9 protein-coding genes and 1 pseudogene are annotated in these 15,278 nt (G+C 58.9%); 4 read left to right on the plus strand and 6 right to left on the minus strand.

What is annotated here, in order from left to right; translation table 11 throughout:
• Window positions 1-51: 51 nt before the first annotated feature.
• The 3 genes and pseudogenes from nosR to cadR form a co-directional block, all read right to left on the minus strand.
• On the minus strand, window positions 52-2,199 hold the full coding sequence (gene nosR / locus DV711_RS16610; RefSeq protein ID WP_114696861.1) for a transcriptional regulator NosR: 2,148 nt from the start codon (window positions 2,197-2,199) through the stop codon (window positions 52-54).
• 227 nt (window positions 2,200-2,426) lie between these two features.
• A pseudogene (gene tatA, locus DV711_RS16615) lies at window positions 2,427-2,582 on the minus strand (twin-arginine translocase TatA/TatE family subunit); the annotation flags it as partial.
• Window positions 2,583-2,718: 136 nt separating this feature from the next.
• On the minus strand, window positions 2,719-3,171 hold the full coding sequence (gene cadR / locus DV711_RS16620) for a Cd(II)/Pb(II)-responsive transcriptional regulator (protein ID WP_114696863.1): 453 nt from the start codon (window positions 3,169-3,171) through the stop codon (window positions 2,719-2,721).
• 157 nt (window positions 3,172-3,328) lie between these two features.
• On the opposite strand from cadR, the gene DV711_RS16625 reads away from it, so the two are divergent.
• A complete protein-coding gene (locus DV711_RS16625) occupies window positions 3,329-5,512 on the plus strand; it encodes a heavy metal translocating P-type ATPase (protein ID WP_114696864.1) in 2,184 nt (727 codons plus the stop codon).
• Between the two features lie 312 nt (window positions 5,513-5,824).
• Window positions 5,825-6,241 carry an Hsp20/alpha crystallin family protein gene (locus tag DV711_RS16630; protein WP_165840147.1) on the plus strand — a complete coding sequence of 139 codons (417 nt, stop codon included), beginning with the start codon at window positions 5,825-5,827 and terminating at the stop codon, window positions 6,239-6,241.
• A gap of 89 nt (window positions 6,242-6,330) precedes the next feature.
• Here the strand turns inward: DV711_RS16630 and rrtA are convergent, their stop codons facing one another.
• The 3 genes from rrtA to DV711_RS16645 all read right to left on the minus strand — a co-directional run bounded on the left by rrtA (window position 6,331) and on the right by DV711_RS16645 (window position 10,100).
• Window positions 6,331-6,939, minus strand: a complete 609-nt coding sequence (gene rrtA / locus DV711_RS16635) for a rhombosortase (RefSeq protein WP_165840148.1) — start codon at window positions 6,937-6,939, stop codon at window positions 6,331-6,333.
• Between the two features lie 12 nt (window positions 6,940-6,951).
• Entirely contained in the window at window positions 6,952-9,180 is a 2,229-nt protein-coding gene (locus DV711_RS16640) for a VIT and vWA domain-containing protein (protein WP_114696867.1), read from the minus strand.
• Between the two features lie 182 nt (window positions 9,181-9,362).
• On the minus strand, window positions 9,363-10,100 hold the full coding sequence (locus DV711_RS16645) for a helix-turn-helix domain-containing protein (protein WP_114696868.1): 738 nt from the start codon (window positions 10,098-10,100) through the stop codon (window positions 9,363-9,365).
• A 189-nt stretch (window positions 10,101-10,289) separates the two neighbouring features.
• Here DV711_RS16645 and DV711_RS16650 point away from each other — a divergent pair, with 189 nt between their 5' ends.
• On the plus strand, window positions 10,290-13,781 hold the full coding sequence (locus tag DV711_RS16650; RefSeq protein WP_114696869.1) for an acyl-[ACP]--phospholipid O-acyltransferase: 3,492 nt from the start codon (window positions 10,290-10,292) through the stop codon (window positions 13,779-13,781).
• Window positions 13,782-13,944: 163 nt separating this feature from the next.
• Window positions 13,945-15,201, plus strand: coding sequence for a serine hydroxymethyltransferase (gene glyA, locus DV711_RS16655; RefSeq protein WP_114696870.1), 1,257 nt, complete (start codon window positions 13,945-13,947; stop codon window positions 15,199-15,201).
• Window positions 15,202-15,278 lie beyond the last annotated feature (77 nt).

Raw genomic sequence — 15,278 nt, forward strand, 5'->3', positions numbered from 1 at the left:
GGGCGTGAATCAGCTGGTGTTCTAACCTCCTGTTATTTGTTCTTATTTTTCTCAGTTTGCGGTTGCTCCAACCTCGACGGCTGGAATCTTATTAGCTAAAGCTTCTTTCTCCCGCTTACGGCGCTTCTGCACCAGCGGCGGACACTTGTGATCGTTGTAGTAGCTCATCTGGCAATCGAGGCAGTAGTGGCACTCGTTGGCGTTGATGCTGCCATCCGGATGGATCGCCTGGATCTCGCACTCGTTGGCGCAGATCTTACAGGGCTGGCCACACTCCTTACGGCGCTTGAGCCAGTCGAACAGGCGGGCCTTGGACGGAATTGCCAGTGCTGCACCCAGCGGGCAGACGTAGCGGCAGTAGAACTTGCGGTTCACGACCGAGATCAGCAACAGAATGCCAGCGTAGAACACATAGCCCCATTCACGCTGGAATTTCAGCATGATGGCGGTCTTGAACGGCTCGACTTCGGCGTAGCGTTCGGCTTCACCAATCGATTCCAGCGAGACCGCGAACAGTGCCAGCAGGATGATGTACTTGACCGCCCATAGTCGCTCATGGACCGCGAACGGCGGTTCCCACTGCTTGATCTTGAGCTTGCGGGAGACGTGGTTGATCAGCTCCTGCAGGGCGCCGAACGGACACAGCCAGCCGCAGAAGATACCCCGGCCCCAGAGCAGCAGCGTCATCGCCACATAGGCCCAGAGGATGAAGATGATCGGATCGAGCAGGAACAGCTCCCAGCGGAAGTCGCCCATCAGTGCATGGGTAAAGGTGAATACGTTGACCACCGACAGCTGACCCAGGGTGTACCAGCCGATAAACACCACGGTATAGACCAGGAACAGGTGACGGGCATGGTTGAGCAGGCGCGGGTAGCGGACCAGGTAATCCTGGAAGAAGATGATCGCGGTCAGCAATACCAGCGAGATGCTCAGTACGGTGATCTGGAAGGTCTTATCACGCCAGACCGAGACCCACAGCGGCTCCGGCTCCTCTTCCTCGATCACTTCGATCACCGGACGGGTGATGTACTCTTCCTTGGTCATGTAGTCGCCGAAGAAGCTGGTGAATACACTGTCCAGTGCGCCGACCTGACGACGGACCAGCAGTTCCAGCTGCCAAGGTGAGCCGTGATCGAACTCATACTGACTACGGATGATGAAGATCGCCGTCTCTTTGAAGCCGGGGTAGCCCTCTACCACGAAGTCTTGGAAACGGTAGTAATCGGTGTCGTGGAAACTGATGACCTTCTCGTTCTGCTGCATCTGGGTGCGGTCGAAGATACCGCCACGGACAAAGCCGTTGCCCTTGAACGAATAGCGGCCGTTACCGAATACGGCAATGGCATGGTCACCCTCATTAAGCTCGCTCTTGAGCCAGTTGTACTGCTCATCGCCAAGGAGGTTGCGGCCGATGGTCGGGATATTCAGCGGCGCGTAGGCCAGCTCAATAAACAGATCCTGTTTCTTTTCCGGGCTGGCCACGTCGACCTCTTCGGCCTCGGTACCCATGAAGGCTTCATCAATCTGGCCGCGGTTCAGCACCAGGGTTCGGATCGAACCGTCACCGACCAGTGTCTGCCAGTCTGCCTGTTGGAACACGTCCTCTTTGACGGTGGAGGGCGGCACAATGGTGCTCTTTTCCAGTCCCGGCATGCCCAGCGCGATACCGACTTTCTTGGAGGCACGCATGATTGCTTCGTTGACCACCATGACGGTGACGGTGGCACCGGCAACGGCGTCAACGCTGATCACCCCTTCGGTATTGGCGGCACCGACACGAACCCGGTCGGTGACCTTCATGTCATCGTATTGATCGACGAAGTCGAACAGTTTTTGCTCGGGGATACCGACCAGCAGGATCGGCTCGTGGTGTTCCAGCACCACGCTGTGGATGAACTCGCCGTTGGGCTCCATCATCACCAGGGTGTTGATCGGCGCGCCGGAGTAGGCGGGAATATCGACGATGTCATTGGTTTCAAACGCGTAACCGACGACTTCATCGCCTTTATAGACGGTCCGGACCGGCAGGTTGTCTTCACCTACCGGAACTTTGGGGCCGATTTCAGCGCCCTGGAAAGTCGATTCGAGAATTGGCAGCGGGTCTTTGGCATCGCTGACGTTAACAACGGCCCAGCTGTGCATTGACACGATGAGTGCAAGCAAGGCAACTAGTGTCCGGGAGAGTAGTCCGGTCATAGCTAATATCCGTAAAAGCTAATAAAACATTGCAGACGATCACTTGCCTGCACTGCGCCACTATATCCCTGGGGTCTGTCAACGGACTTGATTTAGATTAAGTGTGCCAAGCATCAGCTTGAATGACAGAGGATAGCAACGATCAGAACAGTAAGTGTTAGACATTTGTCATATTTTTCGTCCACCCAAGACTCGGCCGAGACGGCCGAGAGACGGATTCAGGACAGTTTGGGTGGGTCCTGATCCGAGATGGCTTTCTTGAAGCCTTTGACGGCACCACCTAGATCACTGCCCAGGCTGCCCAGTTTTTTACTGCCGAACAGCAGCAAGACGATCAGCAGCACGATCAAGAGCTGCCAGACGCTGATTCCTCCAATTCCCATCTCTTCACCTGTCTTTTTTCAACGCAGACTTACAAGCTAAGCCACCTGGTTATGGCGAGTCTGCAAGTAGCTAATTAATCAGGCGCTAATAAATAACACAGTCATACAGTCGGGAACTTGATATGGATTAGGCTGGTTAGGAATTGGTTTCTTTGTGGCGCTGATGGTTGTGGCAACCATCCGGTTCACAGTGCTCGAGGGAGTCCAGGATGCCGCAGTCGGCGGCCTGACCCATGGGGTTGCGTTCATTGTTGCAGCGCTGCCGTAGTTGGCGAAGTTGCTGCTCGAGTCGCTGTAAGTCGTTGATCTGCTGTAGAACTTGGCTGATATGGCTGTCGATCATGCGGTTGACGTTATCGCAGCTCATGGCCGGGTGCTCGCGGCATTCAAGCAGGGTCGCGATCTCCTCCAGGCTGATATCCATACCCCGGCAATGACGGATAAACAGCAATCGCTCCTTATGGGTGTCGTTGTAGATCCGGTAGTTGCTGTCGCTGCGTGCCGGTGGCGGCATCAGCCCCTGCTTTTCGTAGAAGCGGATGGTGACGGTTTCGGTGCCGGTTTGACGGGCGAGTTCGCCGATACGCATGGCTTGTTCCTATCGCTTGACCTTATATCGACTATAAGGTTTAGGCTTCCGGTAGATCAACTGAAACGACAAGGAGTGAACGGTGCCTGACGTACTTTCCGATTGTGGCAGCTGCTGTGGAACCGGCAGCCAAAAGGCTCCGTCGGCGGAACCTGGCATGCAGCCCAAATCCGGTCTGCAGCTTAGCCGCTGGTATATTGAAGCGATGGATTGTCCGGTTGAAGAGCGGATGATCCGCAAGCGGTTGGAGTCGATGGCGGTGGTCGAGCAGCTTAGCTTCAATCTGCTCGATCGAATCCTGAGTGTCAGCCATCCGCCGGCGGCCAGGAAAGAGATCGAACAGGCGCTAAGCGAGATCGGCTTTGCCGGACAACGGCTTGAGGCAGGTGCTCAATCTAAACCCCAACCGGGCAAGGCTGTAGAACCGAGCCTTTGGCAGAACTATGGGCGGCTGGCGTTAGCGGGGCTTGCGGCTCTGGCGGCCGAGCTGGGTCACTGGTTCAACTGGGGTGATCTGCTCGTGGTGGTTCTGGCATTGCTGGCTTTACTGCTCAGTGGTCCGACCATCTACCGTAAGGGCTGGCAGTCGATCCGGCAGCGTGATCTGAATATCAATGCACTGATGTCGATTGCGGTCACCAGCGCGATGCTGATCGGCGAGTGGCCCGAAGCGGCGATGGTGATGGTGCTGTTTGCGCTGTCGGAGCGGGTCGAGGCCGCCTCGCTGGCAAGGGCGCGGGGAGCAATCCGCAATCTGATGGCACTGGCACCGGACAGTGCCCGGGTGCGACAGGCTGATGGCGGTTGGAAAGAGGTGGCGGCCGCTGACGTAGGCGTCGGCAGCCGAATCCAGGTTCTGCCGGGGGAAAAGATCCCCCTCGACGGCCTGGTGCAGCGCGGAGAGTCGGCGGTCAATCAGGCGGCCGTTACCGGGGAAAGCCTGCCGGTGGATAAGTCGGTTGGTGATCCGCTGTTTGCCGGCACCCTCAACGAAACCGGCCTATTGGAGGTCGAAGTGACGGCCGCTGCCGGTGACTCGACCATCGCCCGGATTATCCATCTGGTGGAGCAGGCCCAGAGCGAACGGGCACCGATTCAGCGTTTTGTCGATCAATTCTCCCGTGTCTATACCCCGGCGGTACTGCTGCTGGCCTTGCTGGTAGCGGGTTTGGCACCGATGTTGTTGGACTGGAGCTGGGGTGATGCGATCTATCGGGCTCTGGTGTTGCTGGTGATTGCCTGTCCCTGTGCGCTGGTGATCTCGACCCCTGTGACCATCGTCAGCGGTCTGGCCACGGCGGCCCGGCACGGGGTGCTGATCAAGGGTGGTCTGTATCTGGAACAGGGACGCAAGCTGGGTGCCTTTGCGTTCGACAAGACCGGTACCCTGACCGAGGGGCAACCCAGCGTGACTAGCTTGCAGCGCCTGGAGGGAGCCGGGAACTCTGGTGTTGATGATCCCGAAACCCAACGATTGCTCGGTTTGGCGGTTACCTTGGCTCAGCACTCCCAGCATCCGATCTCCAATGCGGTGGTGAATTTTGCCGAATCCTATCCGCTGGAACAGGATCCTGATTCGCTGCAACAGTTCCGTAGCGAGGCGGGGCGCGGACTCAGTGGTCTGATCCACGGGCAGCGCTACTGTCTCGGTAATCACCGCTGGCTGCATGAGCGTGGCGGCTGCAGTGCAACTCTGGAGCAGCAGATGGCCGAGATCGAGCGCCGGGGCCAGACGGTGTTGGTACTCTGCCGCGACAACCAGCCGCTGTTGCTGTTTGCCATCGTCGATCAACCCCGCTCACACTCGGCGGCAGCGCTGCAATCCCTGCAGCAGTTGGGACTGCACAGCCGGATGCTGTCAGGGGATAACCAACATACGGTGGATGCGGTCGCAGCGCAGTTGGGGGTGGAGCAGGCCCACGGCGAGCTGCTGCCTGAGCAGAAGCTGGAGCAGCTGCGGCAGATGAAGCAGCAATATGGCTGCGTGGCGATGGTAGGAGATGGGATCAACGACACACCGGCCCTGGCCCAGGCTGACATCGGTTTTGCGATGGCGGCAGCCGGTAGTGACAGCGCGATGGAAACCGCCGATGTGGCGCTGATGGACGACAATTTGGAGAAACTGGGCGGCTTTGTTCGACTCAGTCAACGAACCGCGGTGTTGCTACGCCAGAACATCGCCCTGGCGCTGCTGATCAAAGCGGTATTTCTGCTGCTGGCGTTGACCGGCAATGCGACCCTATGGATGGCGGTGTTCGCCGATATGGGCGCCAGTCTGCTGGTGGTGTTCAACGGCTTGCGATTGCTGCGTTTCCAGATGCTGGGATCCCGCGCTGAATAGTCCAGAGCAGCCGGTGATAAATGAACAGAAAACCAGTAAACAAGCCGTTGATTGACGGCTTTTCACTGTTGCTGGCGTGGCCGCGCAGTACAATGAAATTGAGGAATATTAGAAAAATCTGATGCGCAGAAGGTATTCATTTGAGTCACCTGTAAAAGCCTTCAGCATGACTAGAGTCAGCGCCGCAGGGTTAGGCGAAAGTGGGTGAGAAAGCGCAGTTTACGATCGGTAAATGAGCATTTTGAACCGACTTTCAACGACAGCATGGGGGCTGAATCGGTGATGCGGGAGGCTTGTAGGGAGGAGATGATCATGACCAACCTAACCCGCTTCAATCGTCTGTTTGGCGATACATTTTTCGATGACTTCTTCCGGCCAATGGATCCGAGTGGTTCCGATAAGCCGCCTGCGATCGATGTTCACGACAACGAAGATAGCTACCTGATCAAGGCTGACCTGCCGGGAATCAGCAAGGAGGATATCGAGGTCAAACTCGATAACGGCATCCTTACCATCAAAGCTGAGACCCATTCTGAAGACCGTGAGGAAAAGGATGGCAAGCTGATTCGGCAGGAGCGCCACTACGGTCAGTACCTGCGGCAGCTGTCGGTGGGTAGCGATGTGGATCCGAGTGCGGTCAAAGCCAACTTCGACAACGGGGTCTTGACCCTGAGCTTGCCGAAGCAGCAACGGCGGCTTCCGGAAGGCGTTAAGATCGATATCGGCTAACACAGACTCGAAATGACATCCCATGCTCGGGCACTACGGTTCTCGAGGGCCCTCATCCCCATTAAGGGGGTGAGGGCCGATTTATCTCTTCAGCGATAAAGCGTTGGCTGGCCCAATGGCGACGAATGCCGCCGGCGAGTTAATAGCCAGACGATCAACGCTGCCGCGACACCACACCAGTGGGCCGGGGCATAGAGTGGCCAACCCTGATCGGCCAACCAGGCCTGCTGTTGCAGGCTTTCACTGACCAACTTGGCCGCACCGGCGATCAGCGGCAGGGCGCTGATCAGATGGGGCTGTCGACGAAAATGTTGCCACAGCATCAGTGCTGCCGGGGCGTAGAGCAGTCCGGACAGACCGCAGTAACGGGCTAGCCCCCAGGATGACAGCAGCACCAGGTCCAGAATCAGCAGCGCCAGTGCCAGCGATAGCACCAGCAGACGCCGATCCTTGAACTCCAACCAACTGCCGAAGATCACAAAGCCGAGCAGATCCCACTGCAGGTGGGTGCTGTCGCTATGGACCAGATGGCCGCTGAGCAGGCGCCACCACTGGCCCTGCTGCACTATCGCTTGATGGTCAAAACAGAACAGTGCCAAAGGATCGGCCACCCATCGCGACGGCAGCAGGGCCAGACCGAGAGCAACCCCGGCAAGAGCCAGGGTCACCCAAGGGATCGAACAACGGATCCGGTTCATCATCCTCTCCGATTAACTCAAGCGGATCCGATGACGACGGCCCCAAAGAGCACTGAGTGCCAGCAGGCCGATCAGCAGCAACAGCGAGGGGTCCAGTGCGCCGCCGCCACTTCCGCCACGTTGAGAGTTGCTCAGGGTCGAACGCTCGCCGCTGAATATCGGCGGGTTGGCCGCGGGTTGCGCATTGCCATTGCTGTTGGAATGGGCACTGTCGGTCTGACCGCTGTCGGCGCTGGAGCCGTTGTTGGTCGAGCCGGACTGCTGCCAGTTCTGGCTGCGGTTCTGGCGGGCCTGATGCTCGGTCTCGACGCGCTTCTGGTTGCGACGTTCGATCCCCAACTGTTGGAACACCTGCTCTTCGACCACCAGCAGCGAGGTGTAGTCGGTGACCAGTCCGTACTGAACCGCCAGGTCGGTGATCGCCTGCTTGGTATCACTCTCGACCGACGCATCACCGGCGTAGTAGTCCTGTTGTTGTTGCAGCGCTTCGATCTGGCGCAGCGCCCAGAGCCGTTCCAGTTCCGGGTGATCGCTGGATTGGGCCGGCAGCTGGACCCGGGTCTGGTAGGTTTTCTTATCGGTGCCGATCTGGCCGCTGAGGCGTACCTTAGTGTCGCCGTCACCGAAGTAGTGGCCCATCAACACCAGCTGCTGGCCACGGTACAGCGGCGGTAGTTTGGCCGGAGTCAGGTCGGTCACCCGCACACCGTCGATCTCCACCTTCAGATCACGCAGCGCGGCATGGTTGAGCTTGGTGGCGGCTTGCATCAGTCGGCCCATCACATCGTCGGCGTTGGAGATCTGCGAGGCGAAACCGTTCGAGACCTCGGTCATCCCCTGAAGTAGCGGACGATTGGCGCTGTTGCCCATCACGAAGGTGAACAACCGTACATCGGCTTGTTGCAGCAATTTCAGGAAGGCCCGTTTTTCGGTGGTACCGACATTGGCGACCCCATCGGTCACCAGCACCAACGCGCTGGCCCGGTCGCTGTCGAGGCCGGTAATCCCCTTCTTCAGACCCGCGTAGAGGTTGGTACTGCCGCCGACGCCATTTTGCTGCAGCTTGTTGATCAGCGCGTCAATCCGTTGCGGCTCCACCGGTTGGTAGCCACCGCTCAGATCTTTTGCCTGCTTGCTGAAGGTGATCAGGCGGAAGCGGTCCCCGCTGGGCAGCTTCTGCAATCCCTGACGGACCCCTTCGAGCAGGGTGGCGTATTTGCCGGCCATCGAGCCGGAGGTATCGAGGACAAAGACCCAGTCGCGGTTGCCGCTGATCGGCGGCAGCTCGTTACCCGGGGTCAGGGTCAGCATAAAGGTCCCCTGCTTGGCGTCCGGGGCACGGTAACTGACCAGGTCCACCGCACCGGGCAGCCCTTCGGCCAGGCGCCAGTACAGAAGAATGTCGCGGCTAAGGTCGGCCACCGGCTGGTGTTGTTGGGCAGGGGCGGATTGGAGCGATTGCGCTTCGGCCAGCGCGGCATCGGTTTGGGCTTCAGCAGCGGCCGTCGGGGTTGGGTTGCCCAGCGTTATGTGCCAGTGCTTGGGGCCCTGGTTGCTGATCACTGCCTGGGGGTGTTGCGGCATCCGCAGTTCGTCGATCGGGTAGCGTGAGCGCAGTTCCAGCTCGAAACCGAAGTCCTGCTCGACCTTTTCGTTGCGAAGCCAGAAGGCCTTCTTGTGCTCGTCGACGCCACCGTCCTCCAGCGGGTAGAGAAAGCGGCCGATACTGTTGTCGATCTCGGCCGGTTGTACATAGACCAGTCGAATTTTGACCTGGTCGTTGGCTTTGACCGGGTAGACCCGGCTGTCGAAGGTGCGGTAGTCGTCCTGTTCGGTCAGCGCGGTGCGGTTACCGGCCGCTTTTTGATCATTGTAGATCTGACGGGCCTGCTGCTTGGCGACCACTTCGCCGGTGACCGGCTTGCCGTCGATCCAGTAGCTGAACTCACCCACGGCCGCCTGTTCCGGGACCGGGAAGCTGTAGACCGCCTCCAGATCCTGGCTGTGGGGGTTGGTGAAGACTTGATCGATCCGGGTGGTGGCGTAGCCGTCTTCGATCACGACCTTGACCTGATGGGAGTGGATCTTCAGCTCCGGCAGGCTGCTGTTGGCTGGACGCAGCAGTCCGGCGGCATCGGCGCTGAGACTAACCCCGGCCAGCAGGCCGAACGCGGCACAGGCGCCGCAGATCTTGCCCGCTATTGATCGATAAAGGGATCGGTATCCTGATGTGAGTGGCATGGTTTCTCTCCTCTGATGGGCCGCTTGGGCCTGGGATCAAGCCTTGTTCTGGTTCGGCTTGTGGTTGCGGCTAGTGTGTCGAGGAGAGAGCGGAGCGGTTAGCACTATCGGCTGGGTAGCATCTGGTGATACCCGGCGTGTTATCTGATGGATGAGGGGGTTGTTTCTGGATCTAAACCGGGTTAGCGCTGGTAGTCGCTGAACAGGCTCGATTGCCACTGCCGCATCGCCACCACCAGAGTGGTGCCGTGACGCTGATCCAGGGGTAGCGATGCATCCTTGCGGCACTGGTCGGTAAACTCGTTGAGCAGCTTTTGCATCCGCTGTTGCAGCTCGCCGTTGCTCTGGGTTGAGATCAGTCCATTGGTCACCAGCAGTTGGTCGGAGCTCTTGGCAAATGAGGCCTGGAAAAACTCCTGTTTAATCCGTTGATGGAAGAACTGCTGAATCGGACCACCCGGCAACCAGTTGAAGTTGGGGGCGATGCGCAGCTTGATCCGGTTATTGGGCAACAGCTCGATCACGTGGAGGCGATCCAGCATCGCCAGTTTCTGAATCAGCAGCGTGGGCTCGAGCTGGTATTGATCCAGAATATCCTGATAGCCGTAACCGTTGATGCAGCAGATCGCTACCAGCAGCAGCGGGGTGTCGTCGATCAGTTGTTGCTCCTGTTCGCGGGTTAATTGACTCAGTTGGCGCTGCTCTCGGGACATCTGCTGGATCAGTTCGGTAAACTCCAGATCGATGGCGTCGCAGATCTTCTCCAGTCGCGGCAGTGAAATTTCACCATCGCGAAACAAGCGTTTAATCGAAGCTTCGCTAAGCTCAAGCAACGTGGCGACATCCTGATAGGTCTTGCCGCTGGCTTTGAGCTGGCGTTTCAACGTGGCGATCAGGGCGTTGGTCTGGGGATGATTCATAGTCCATTACTCGTTAGGGAACCTATGAGCAGGTCCTGGCAGATTCCTTGGTATCGAAAGGTTACATAATGCGATACTTTGGGTGCGCCTGCGAGTGACTTTGGATAAAAAAGTAATGCTTAGCTGCACCTTTAGACAGAGTGGACGGAAGTTGATTGTACTTCCGGCAACCCACAGGGAATCGTTACGATGAGTAAATTACTGAACCGAACCGGCGCACTGGCCTATCTGCTGGCGGTGTTTCTGAACGCCTTTGTCGATCTGGGCCATAAGATCACGATCCAGAACACCGTGTTCAAGGTCTACGACGGTGAGATGCAGGTGGTGCTGACCGCTATCGTCAACGGTCTGATCCTGCTGCCGTTTATCCTGCTGCTGTCGCCGGCCGGATTTATCGCCGACCGCTATCCCAAGAACCAGGTATTAAAAGCCTCGGCCTGGGCCGCGTTAGGCCTGACCCTGGGGATCACTCTCTGTTACTACATGGGCTGGTTCTGGCCAGCGTTCGGGATGACCTTTGCCCTGGCGGTGCAGTCGGCATTCTACTCACCGGCCAAATACGGCTATATCAAACCGATGTTCGGCAAGGAGCGGTTGGGCTCGGCCAACGCCGCGGTGCAGGCGGTGACCATCGTGGCGATTCTGGCCGGCACCTTTGTTTACTCGATCTTGTTCGAGCATTTCTATCCGCCCGGTGAGGTTCAAGACAGCAGCGAGATTCTGCGTGCCGTGGCGCCACTAGGCTGGGTGCTGGTGATCAACGCGGTGCTGGAACTCTGGGCGATGTATCGGTTGCCGACGCTGGAGCCGGGCAACCCGGAGAAGCAGTTCTCGGTCGCCGACTACGCCCGCGGCAAGCTGATCAAGGGCAACCTGGGTAGCGTGATTCGTCGACCGGTGATTCGGTTGTCGATCATCGGTCTGGCGGTGTTCTGGTCGGTGGGCCAGGTGATGCTGGCAGCCTTCCCGGCGTTCGCCAAGGAGCAGTTCGATGTCACCAATACCGTGGTCATTCAGGGCATCCTGGCCTGCACCGGGATCGGTATCGTGCTGGGCTCCTGGCTGGCTGGACGGTTGTCGCGCCACCATATCGAGACTGGTCTGATTCCGATCGGTGCAATCGGGGTTGCGGTCGGGCTGATGCTGCTGCCGGGCGTAGAGACCCTGTGGGGCCAGGCGGCGGTGTTCACCACCGTGGGATTGATGGGTGGCCTGTTTATCGTGCCGTTGAATGCGCTGATCCAGTTCCATGCCGGGGACAGCGATATGGGTCAGGTATTGGCGGTCAATAACTGGATTCAGAACCTGGCCATGGCCGGTTTCCTCGGCCTGACGGTGTTCTTTGCGCTGCAGGGTTTCGACAGCCGCTGGTTGCTGGAACTGATCGCGGTGGTGGCGCTGATTGGCGGCATCTACACCATCACCAAGCTGCCGCAGTCGCTGGTGCGGATTCTGCTGACCGCACTGATCAGCCGTCGCTATCGGATCGAAGTGCAGGGGATGAAGAACCTGCCGAGTCGGGGTGGCGTGCTGCTGCTGGGCAACCATATCAGCTGGGTCGATTGGGCCATCGTGCAGATCGCCAGTCCGCGGCCTGTGCGCTTTGTGATGCTCAAGGCGATCTACGACAAGTGGTACCTGAACTGGTTCTTCAAGATGGTCGGCTGCCTGCCGGTACAGCAGGGTGCCGGTAGCCGCGATGCGCTGGTCAAAGTCAGCGAAGCGCTGGATAACGGTGAAGTGGTCTGTATCTTCCCAGAGGGGACGATCTCGCGAACCGGTCACCTGGCCGAGTTCCGAAAGGGCTTCGAGCGTGCCTGTGCCCAGACCGAGAATGACATGCAGATCGTGCCTTTCTACATGCGCGGTCTCTGGGGCAGTCAGTTCTCCCGCTCCTCAGAACGACTCAAGCGTCTGAGCGGCAAGGGAATCCGCCGTGATCTGGTAATCGCCTTTGGCGAGCCGCTGGCCAAGGATACCGGCGCCGATATCGTCAAGCGCCGGGTGTTCGACCTGTCGGTTAGCTCCTGGGAAGCACACGCCAGCACGTTGCCGACCCTGGCCGAAGCCTGGATCGATTCGGCCCGCTCGGTGGGCACCGGATTGGCGATCGCCGATACCCTGGGCACCGACCTCAACGGCCTGCGGGCACTGGCTGGCTCGATCACCATGGCTGGTCGGATCCGCAAGCTCAGCCCAGAGCAGAATATCGGCCTGCTGCTGCCCACCAGCGCTGCCGGTGCGTTGGCCAACATGGCGGGTCTGATGGCCGGTAAGACGCTGGTGAACCTGAACTACAGCGCCAGCGTCGATGCCCTGTTGTCAGCTCAGCGTCAGGCCGAGATCAAGACGATCTACACCTCGCGCCGGTTTGTCGCCAAGTTGCTCAAGCGCGGGCTTGAGGTGCAACCGTTGCTGGCCCAGGTGCAGGTGGTCTACCTGGAGGATCTGCGCGAAGGCTTCGGCAAGCTGGAGCTGCTGGGTAATCTGGTGATGGCACGACTGCTGCCGGCTTCCTGGCTGAAGGCGATGGTTTGTCGTAACCGGGATCCGGAATCGACCGCGGCGATTCTGTTCTCCAGCGGTAGCGAAGGCGCCCCCAAGGGGGTGCGGCTGAGCCATCGCAATATCATGGCCAACCTGAAGCAGGCCGCCGAGGTGCTCAACATCAACGACGGCGATGCGGTGATGGCTTCGTTGCCGCTGTTCCATGCCTTCGGTCTGACCGTGACCCAGTTCCTGCCGCTGATCGAAGGAATGCCGATGATCTGCCATGCCGATCCAACCGATGCCCAGGGGATCGCCCGGGCGGTGGCCCGCTATCGCGCCACGGTGATGTGCGGCACCTCCACCTTCCTGCGTCTGTTCGTGCGCAATAACAAGGTGCATCCGTTGATGCTGGAATCGCTGCGGATTGTGGTGGCCGGGGCCGAGCGGCTTGACCCGCAGGTGCGTAGCGGCTTCCAGGCCAAGTTCGGCAAGCAGATTCTGGAGGGCTACGGCTGTACCGAGACCACCCCGGTGGCCAGCGTCAATCTGCCCGATGCTCTGGATACCCGTTATTGGCAGGTTCAGCACGGCGGCAAACTGGGCACCGTTGGGATGCCGTTGCCGGGTACCAGTTTTATGGTGGTCAATCCGGACACGCTCGAAGAACTGCCCACCGGCGAGGCCGGGATGATCCTGATCGGTGGCGTGCAGGTGATGCAGGGCTATCTGGATAACCCGGAAAAAGATGCCGAAGTGCTGAAGCAGATCAACGGTCGACGCTGGTACGTCACTGGCGACAAGGGTTACATCGATGCCCACGGATTCCTGACCATTAGCGATCGTTACTCCCGTTTCGCCAAGCTCGGTGGCGAGATGGTAAGCCTCAGTGCGGTCGAGCAGGCAGTGCGCGATAGCCTCGAATCAGTCGGCGAGGGCGAGGGTGAGCAGGAACTGGTGGCGGTCAACCTGCCGTGCTCGAAAAAGGGCGAGCAGTTGGTGCTGCTGCACGAGGCCGATCTGGACAGCGCCGCGATCCGTCAGGCGATGCTGGCCAAGGGCGTCAACGGCCTGATGATCCCGGCCCGTTGGCATCGGGTTGAGGCGGTGCCGAAGCTGGGTTCGGGTAAAACCGACTTCGGCAATGCCAAGCAGCTGGCACAGCAGTTTTTGGCCGAGCCGCAGCCGGTTTGAGCGGTTGCGGCGTTATGAGCCGAATTTGATCAAAATATGCACCGCATTCAAGTGAACATCGCTGCCGACTTGGGTATAATTCGCGCCTTTCTCGCAGCGGCGCTTGCCGCGTGACCGGGGAACTACCCGGAAAAGCGCGACCACTCTGACTTAGGGGATATCCATGCTGAACAACGGTTTGACCATCGCTGAATTTGATACTGATCTGGCTGCCGCGATTGCCGCGGAAAAGCAGCGTCAGGAGGAGCACATCGAACTGATCGCTTCTGAAAACTATGCCAGCGAGCTGTCGATGGAAGCGCAGGGCTCCTGCCTGACCAACAAGTACGCCGAAGGTTACCCGGCCAAACGCTACTACGGTGGTTGCGAGCACGTCGACGTGGTTGAGCAACTGGCCATCGATCGCGCCAAGGAGCTGTTCGGTGCCGAGTTCGCCAACGTTCAGCCGCACTCCGGTTCCCAAGCCAACGCCGCCGTTTACATGGCGCTGTGCCAGCCGGGCGATACCGTTCTGGGCATGAGCCTGGCCCACGGTGGTCACCTGACCCACGGTTCTTCCGTTAGCTTTTCTGGCCGTATCTACAACGCGGTTCAGTACGGTCTGAACCCGGAAACCGGCGAGATCGATTACGACGAAGTCGAGCGTCTGGCCCGTGAACACAAGCCGAAGATGATCGTTGCCGGTTTCTCCGCTTACTCACGCATCGTTGACTGGGCTCGCTTCCGCGAGATCGCCGACGCCGTTGATGCTTACCTGTTTGTCGACATGGCGCACATCGCCGGTCTGGTTGCTGCTGGCGCCTACCCGAGCCCGATGCAGTACGCCGACGTGGTTACCACGACGACTCACAAGACCCTGGGTGGTCCCCGTGGCGGTCTGATCCTGTCCAACGGTGACGAAGAACTGCAGAAGAAACTGAACTTCGCGGTTTTCCCGGAAAGCCAAGGCGGCCCGCTGATGCACGTGATCGCGGCCAAAGCGGTTTGCTTCAAGGAAGCGCTGAGCGATGAGTACAAGACCTACCAGCAGCAGGTGGTCAAGAACGCTCAGGCGATGGCCAACACCTTTATGGAGCGCGGCATCGATATCGTTTCCAACGGTACCGACGATCACCTATTCCTGGTTGACCTGATCAAGAAAGACATCACCGGTAAGGATGCTGATGCGGCGCTGGGTCGTGCCAACATCACCGTCAACAAGAACTCGGTTCCGAATGACCCGCGTTCGCCGTTCGTGACCTCCGGTCTGCGTATCGGTTCTCCGGCGATCACCCGTCGTGGTTTCGGTGAAGCCGAAGCGGTTCAGGTGACCAACTGGATCTGCGACGTACTGGACGATATCGACAGCGAAGCGACCATCAACCGCGTTAAGGAAGAGGTTAAAGCTCTTTGCGCCCGCTTCCCGGTTTACAGCAAGTAAACAGGTCTTGTCGCTAGACCCTTTGAGCCCCGCTCTATAGAGAGCGGGGCTTTGTTGTTTTTACTAGGCTCGATATC

The organism is Motiliproteus coralliicola (assembly GCF_003345655.1).
In the GTDB taxonomy this organism is placed as follows: Bacteria; Pseudomonadota; Gammaproteobacteria; order Pseudomonadales; family Balneatricaceae; genus Motiliproteus; species Motiliproteus coralliicola.

Coding starts and splice junctions, on each gene's coding strand:
- nosR (WP_114696861.1), bottom strand. CDS start 2,199: ATGACCGGACTACTCTCCCGGACACTAGTTGCCTTGCTTGCACTCATC.
- cadR (WP_114696863.1), bottom strand. CDS start 3,171: ATGCGTATCGGCGAACTCGCCCGTCAAACCGGCACCGAAACCGTCACC.
- DV711_RS16625 (WP_114696864.1), top strand. CDS start 3,329: ATGCAGCCCAAATCCGGTCTGCAGCTTAGCCGCTGGTATATTGAAGCG.
- DV711_RS16630 (WP_165840147.1), top strand. CDS start 5,825: ATGACCAACCTAACCCGCTTCAATCGTCTGTTTGGCGATACATTTTTC.
- rrtA (WP_165840148.1), bottom strand. CDS start 6,939: ATGAACCGGATCCGTTGTTCGATCCCTTGGGTGACCCTGGCTCTTGCC.
- DV711_RS16640 (WP_114696867.1), bottom strand. CDS start 9,180: ATGCCACTCACATCAGGATACCGATCCCTTTATCGATCAATAGCGGGC.
- DV711_RS16645 (WP_114696868.1), bottom strand. CDS start 10,100: ATGAATCATCCCCAGACCAACGCCCTGATCGCCACGTTGAAACGCCAG.
- DV711_RS16650 (WP_114696869.1), top strand. CDS start 10,290: ATGAGTAAATTACTGAACCGAACCGGCGCACTGGCCTATCTGCTGGCG.
- glyA (WP_114696870.1), top strand. CDS start 13,945: ATGCTGAACAACGGTTTGACCATCGCTGAATTTGATACTGATCTGGCT.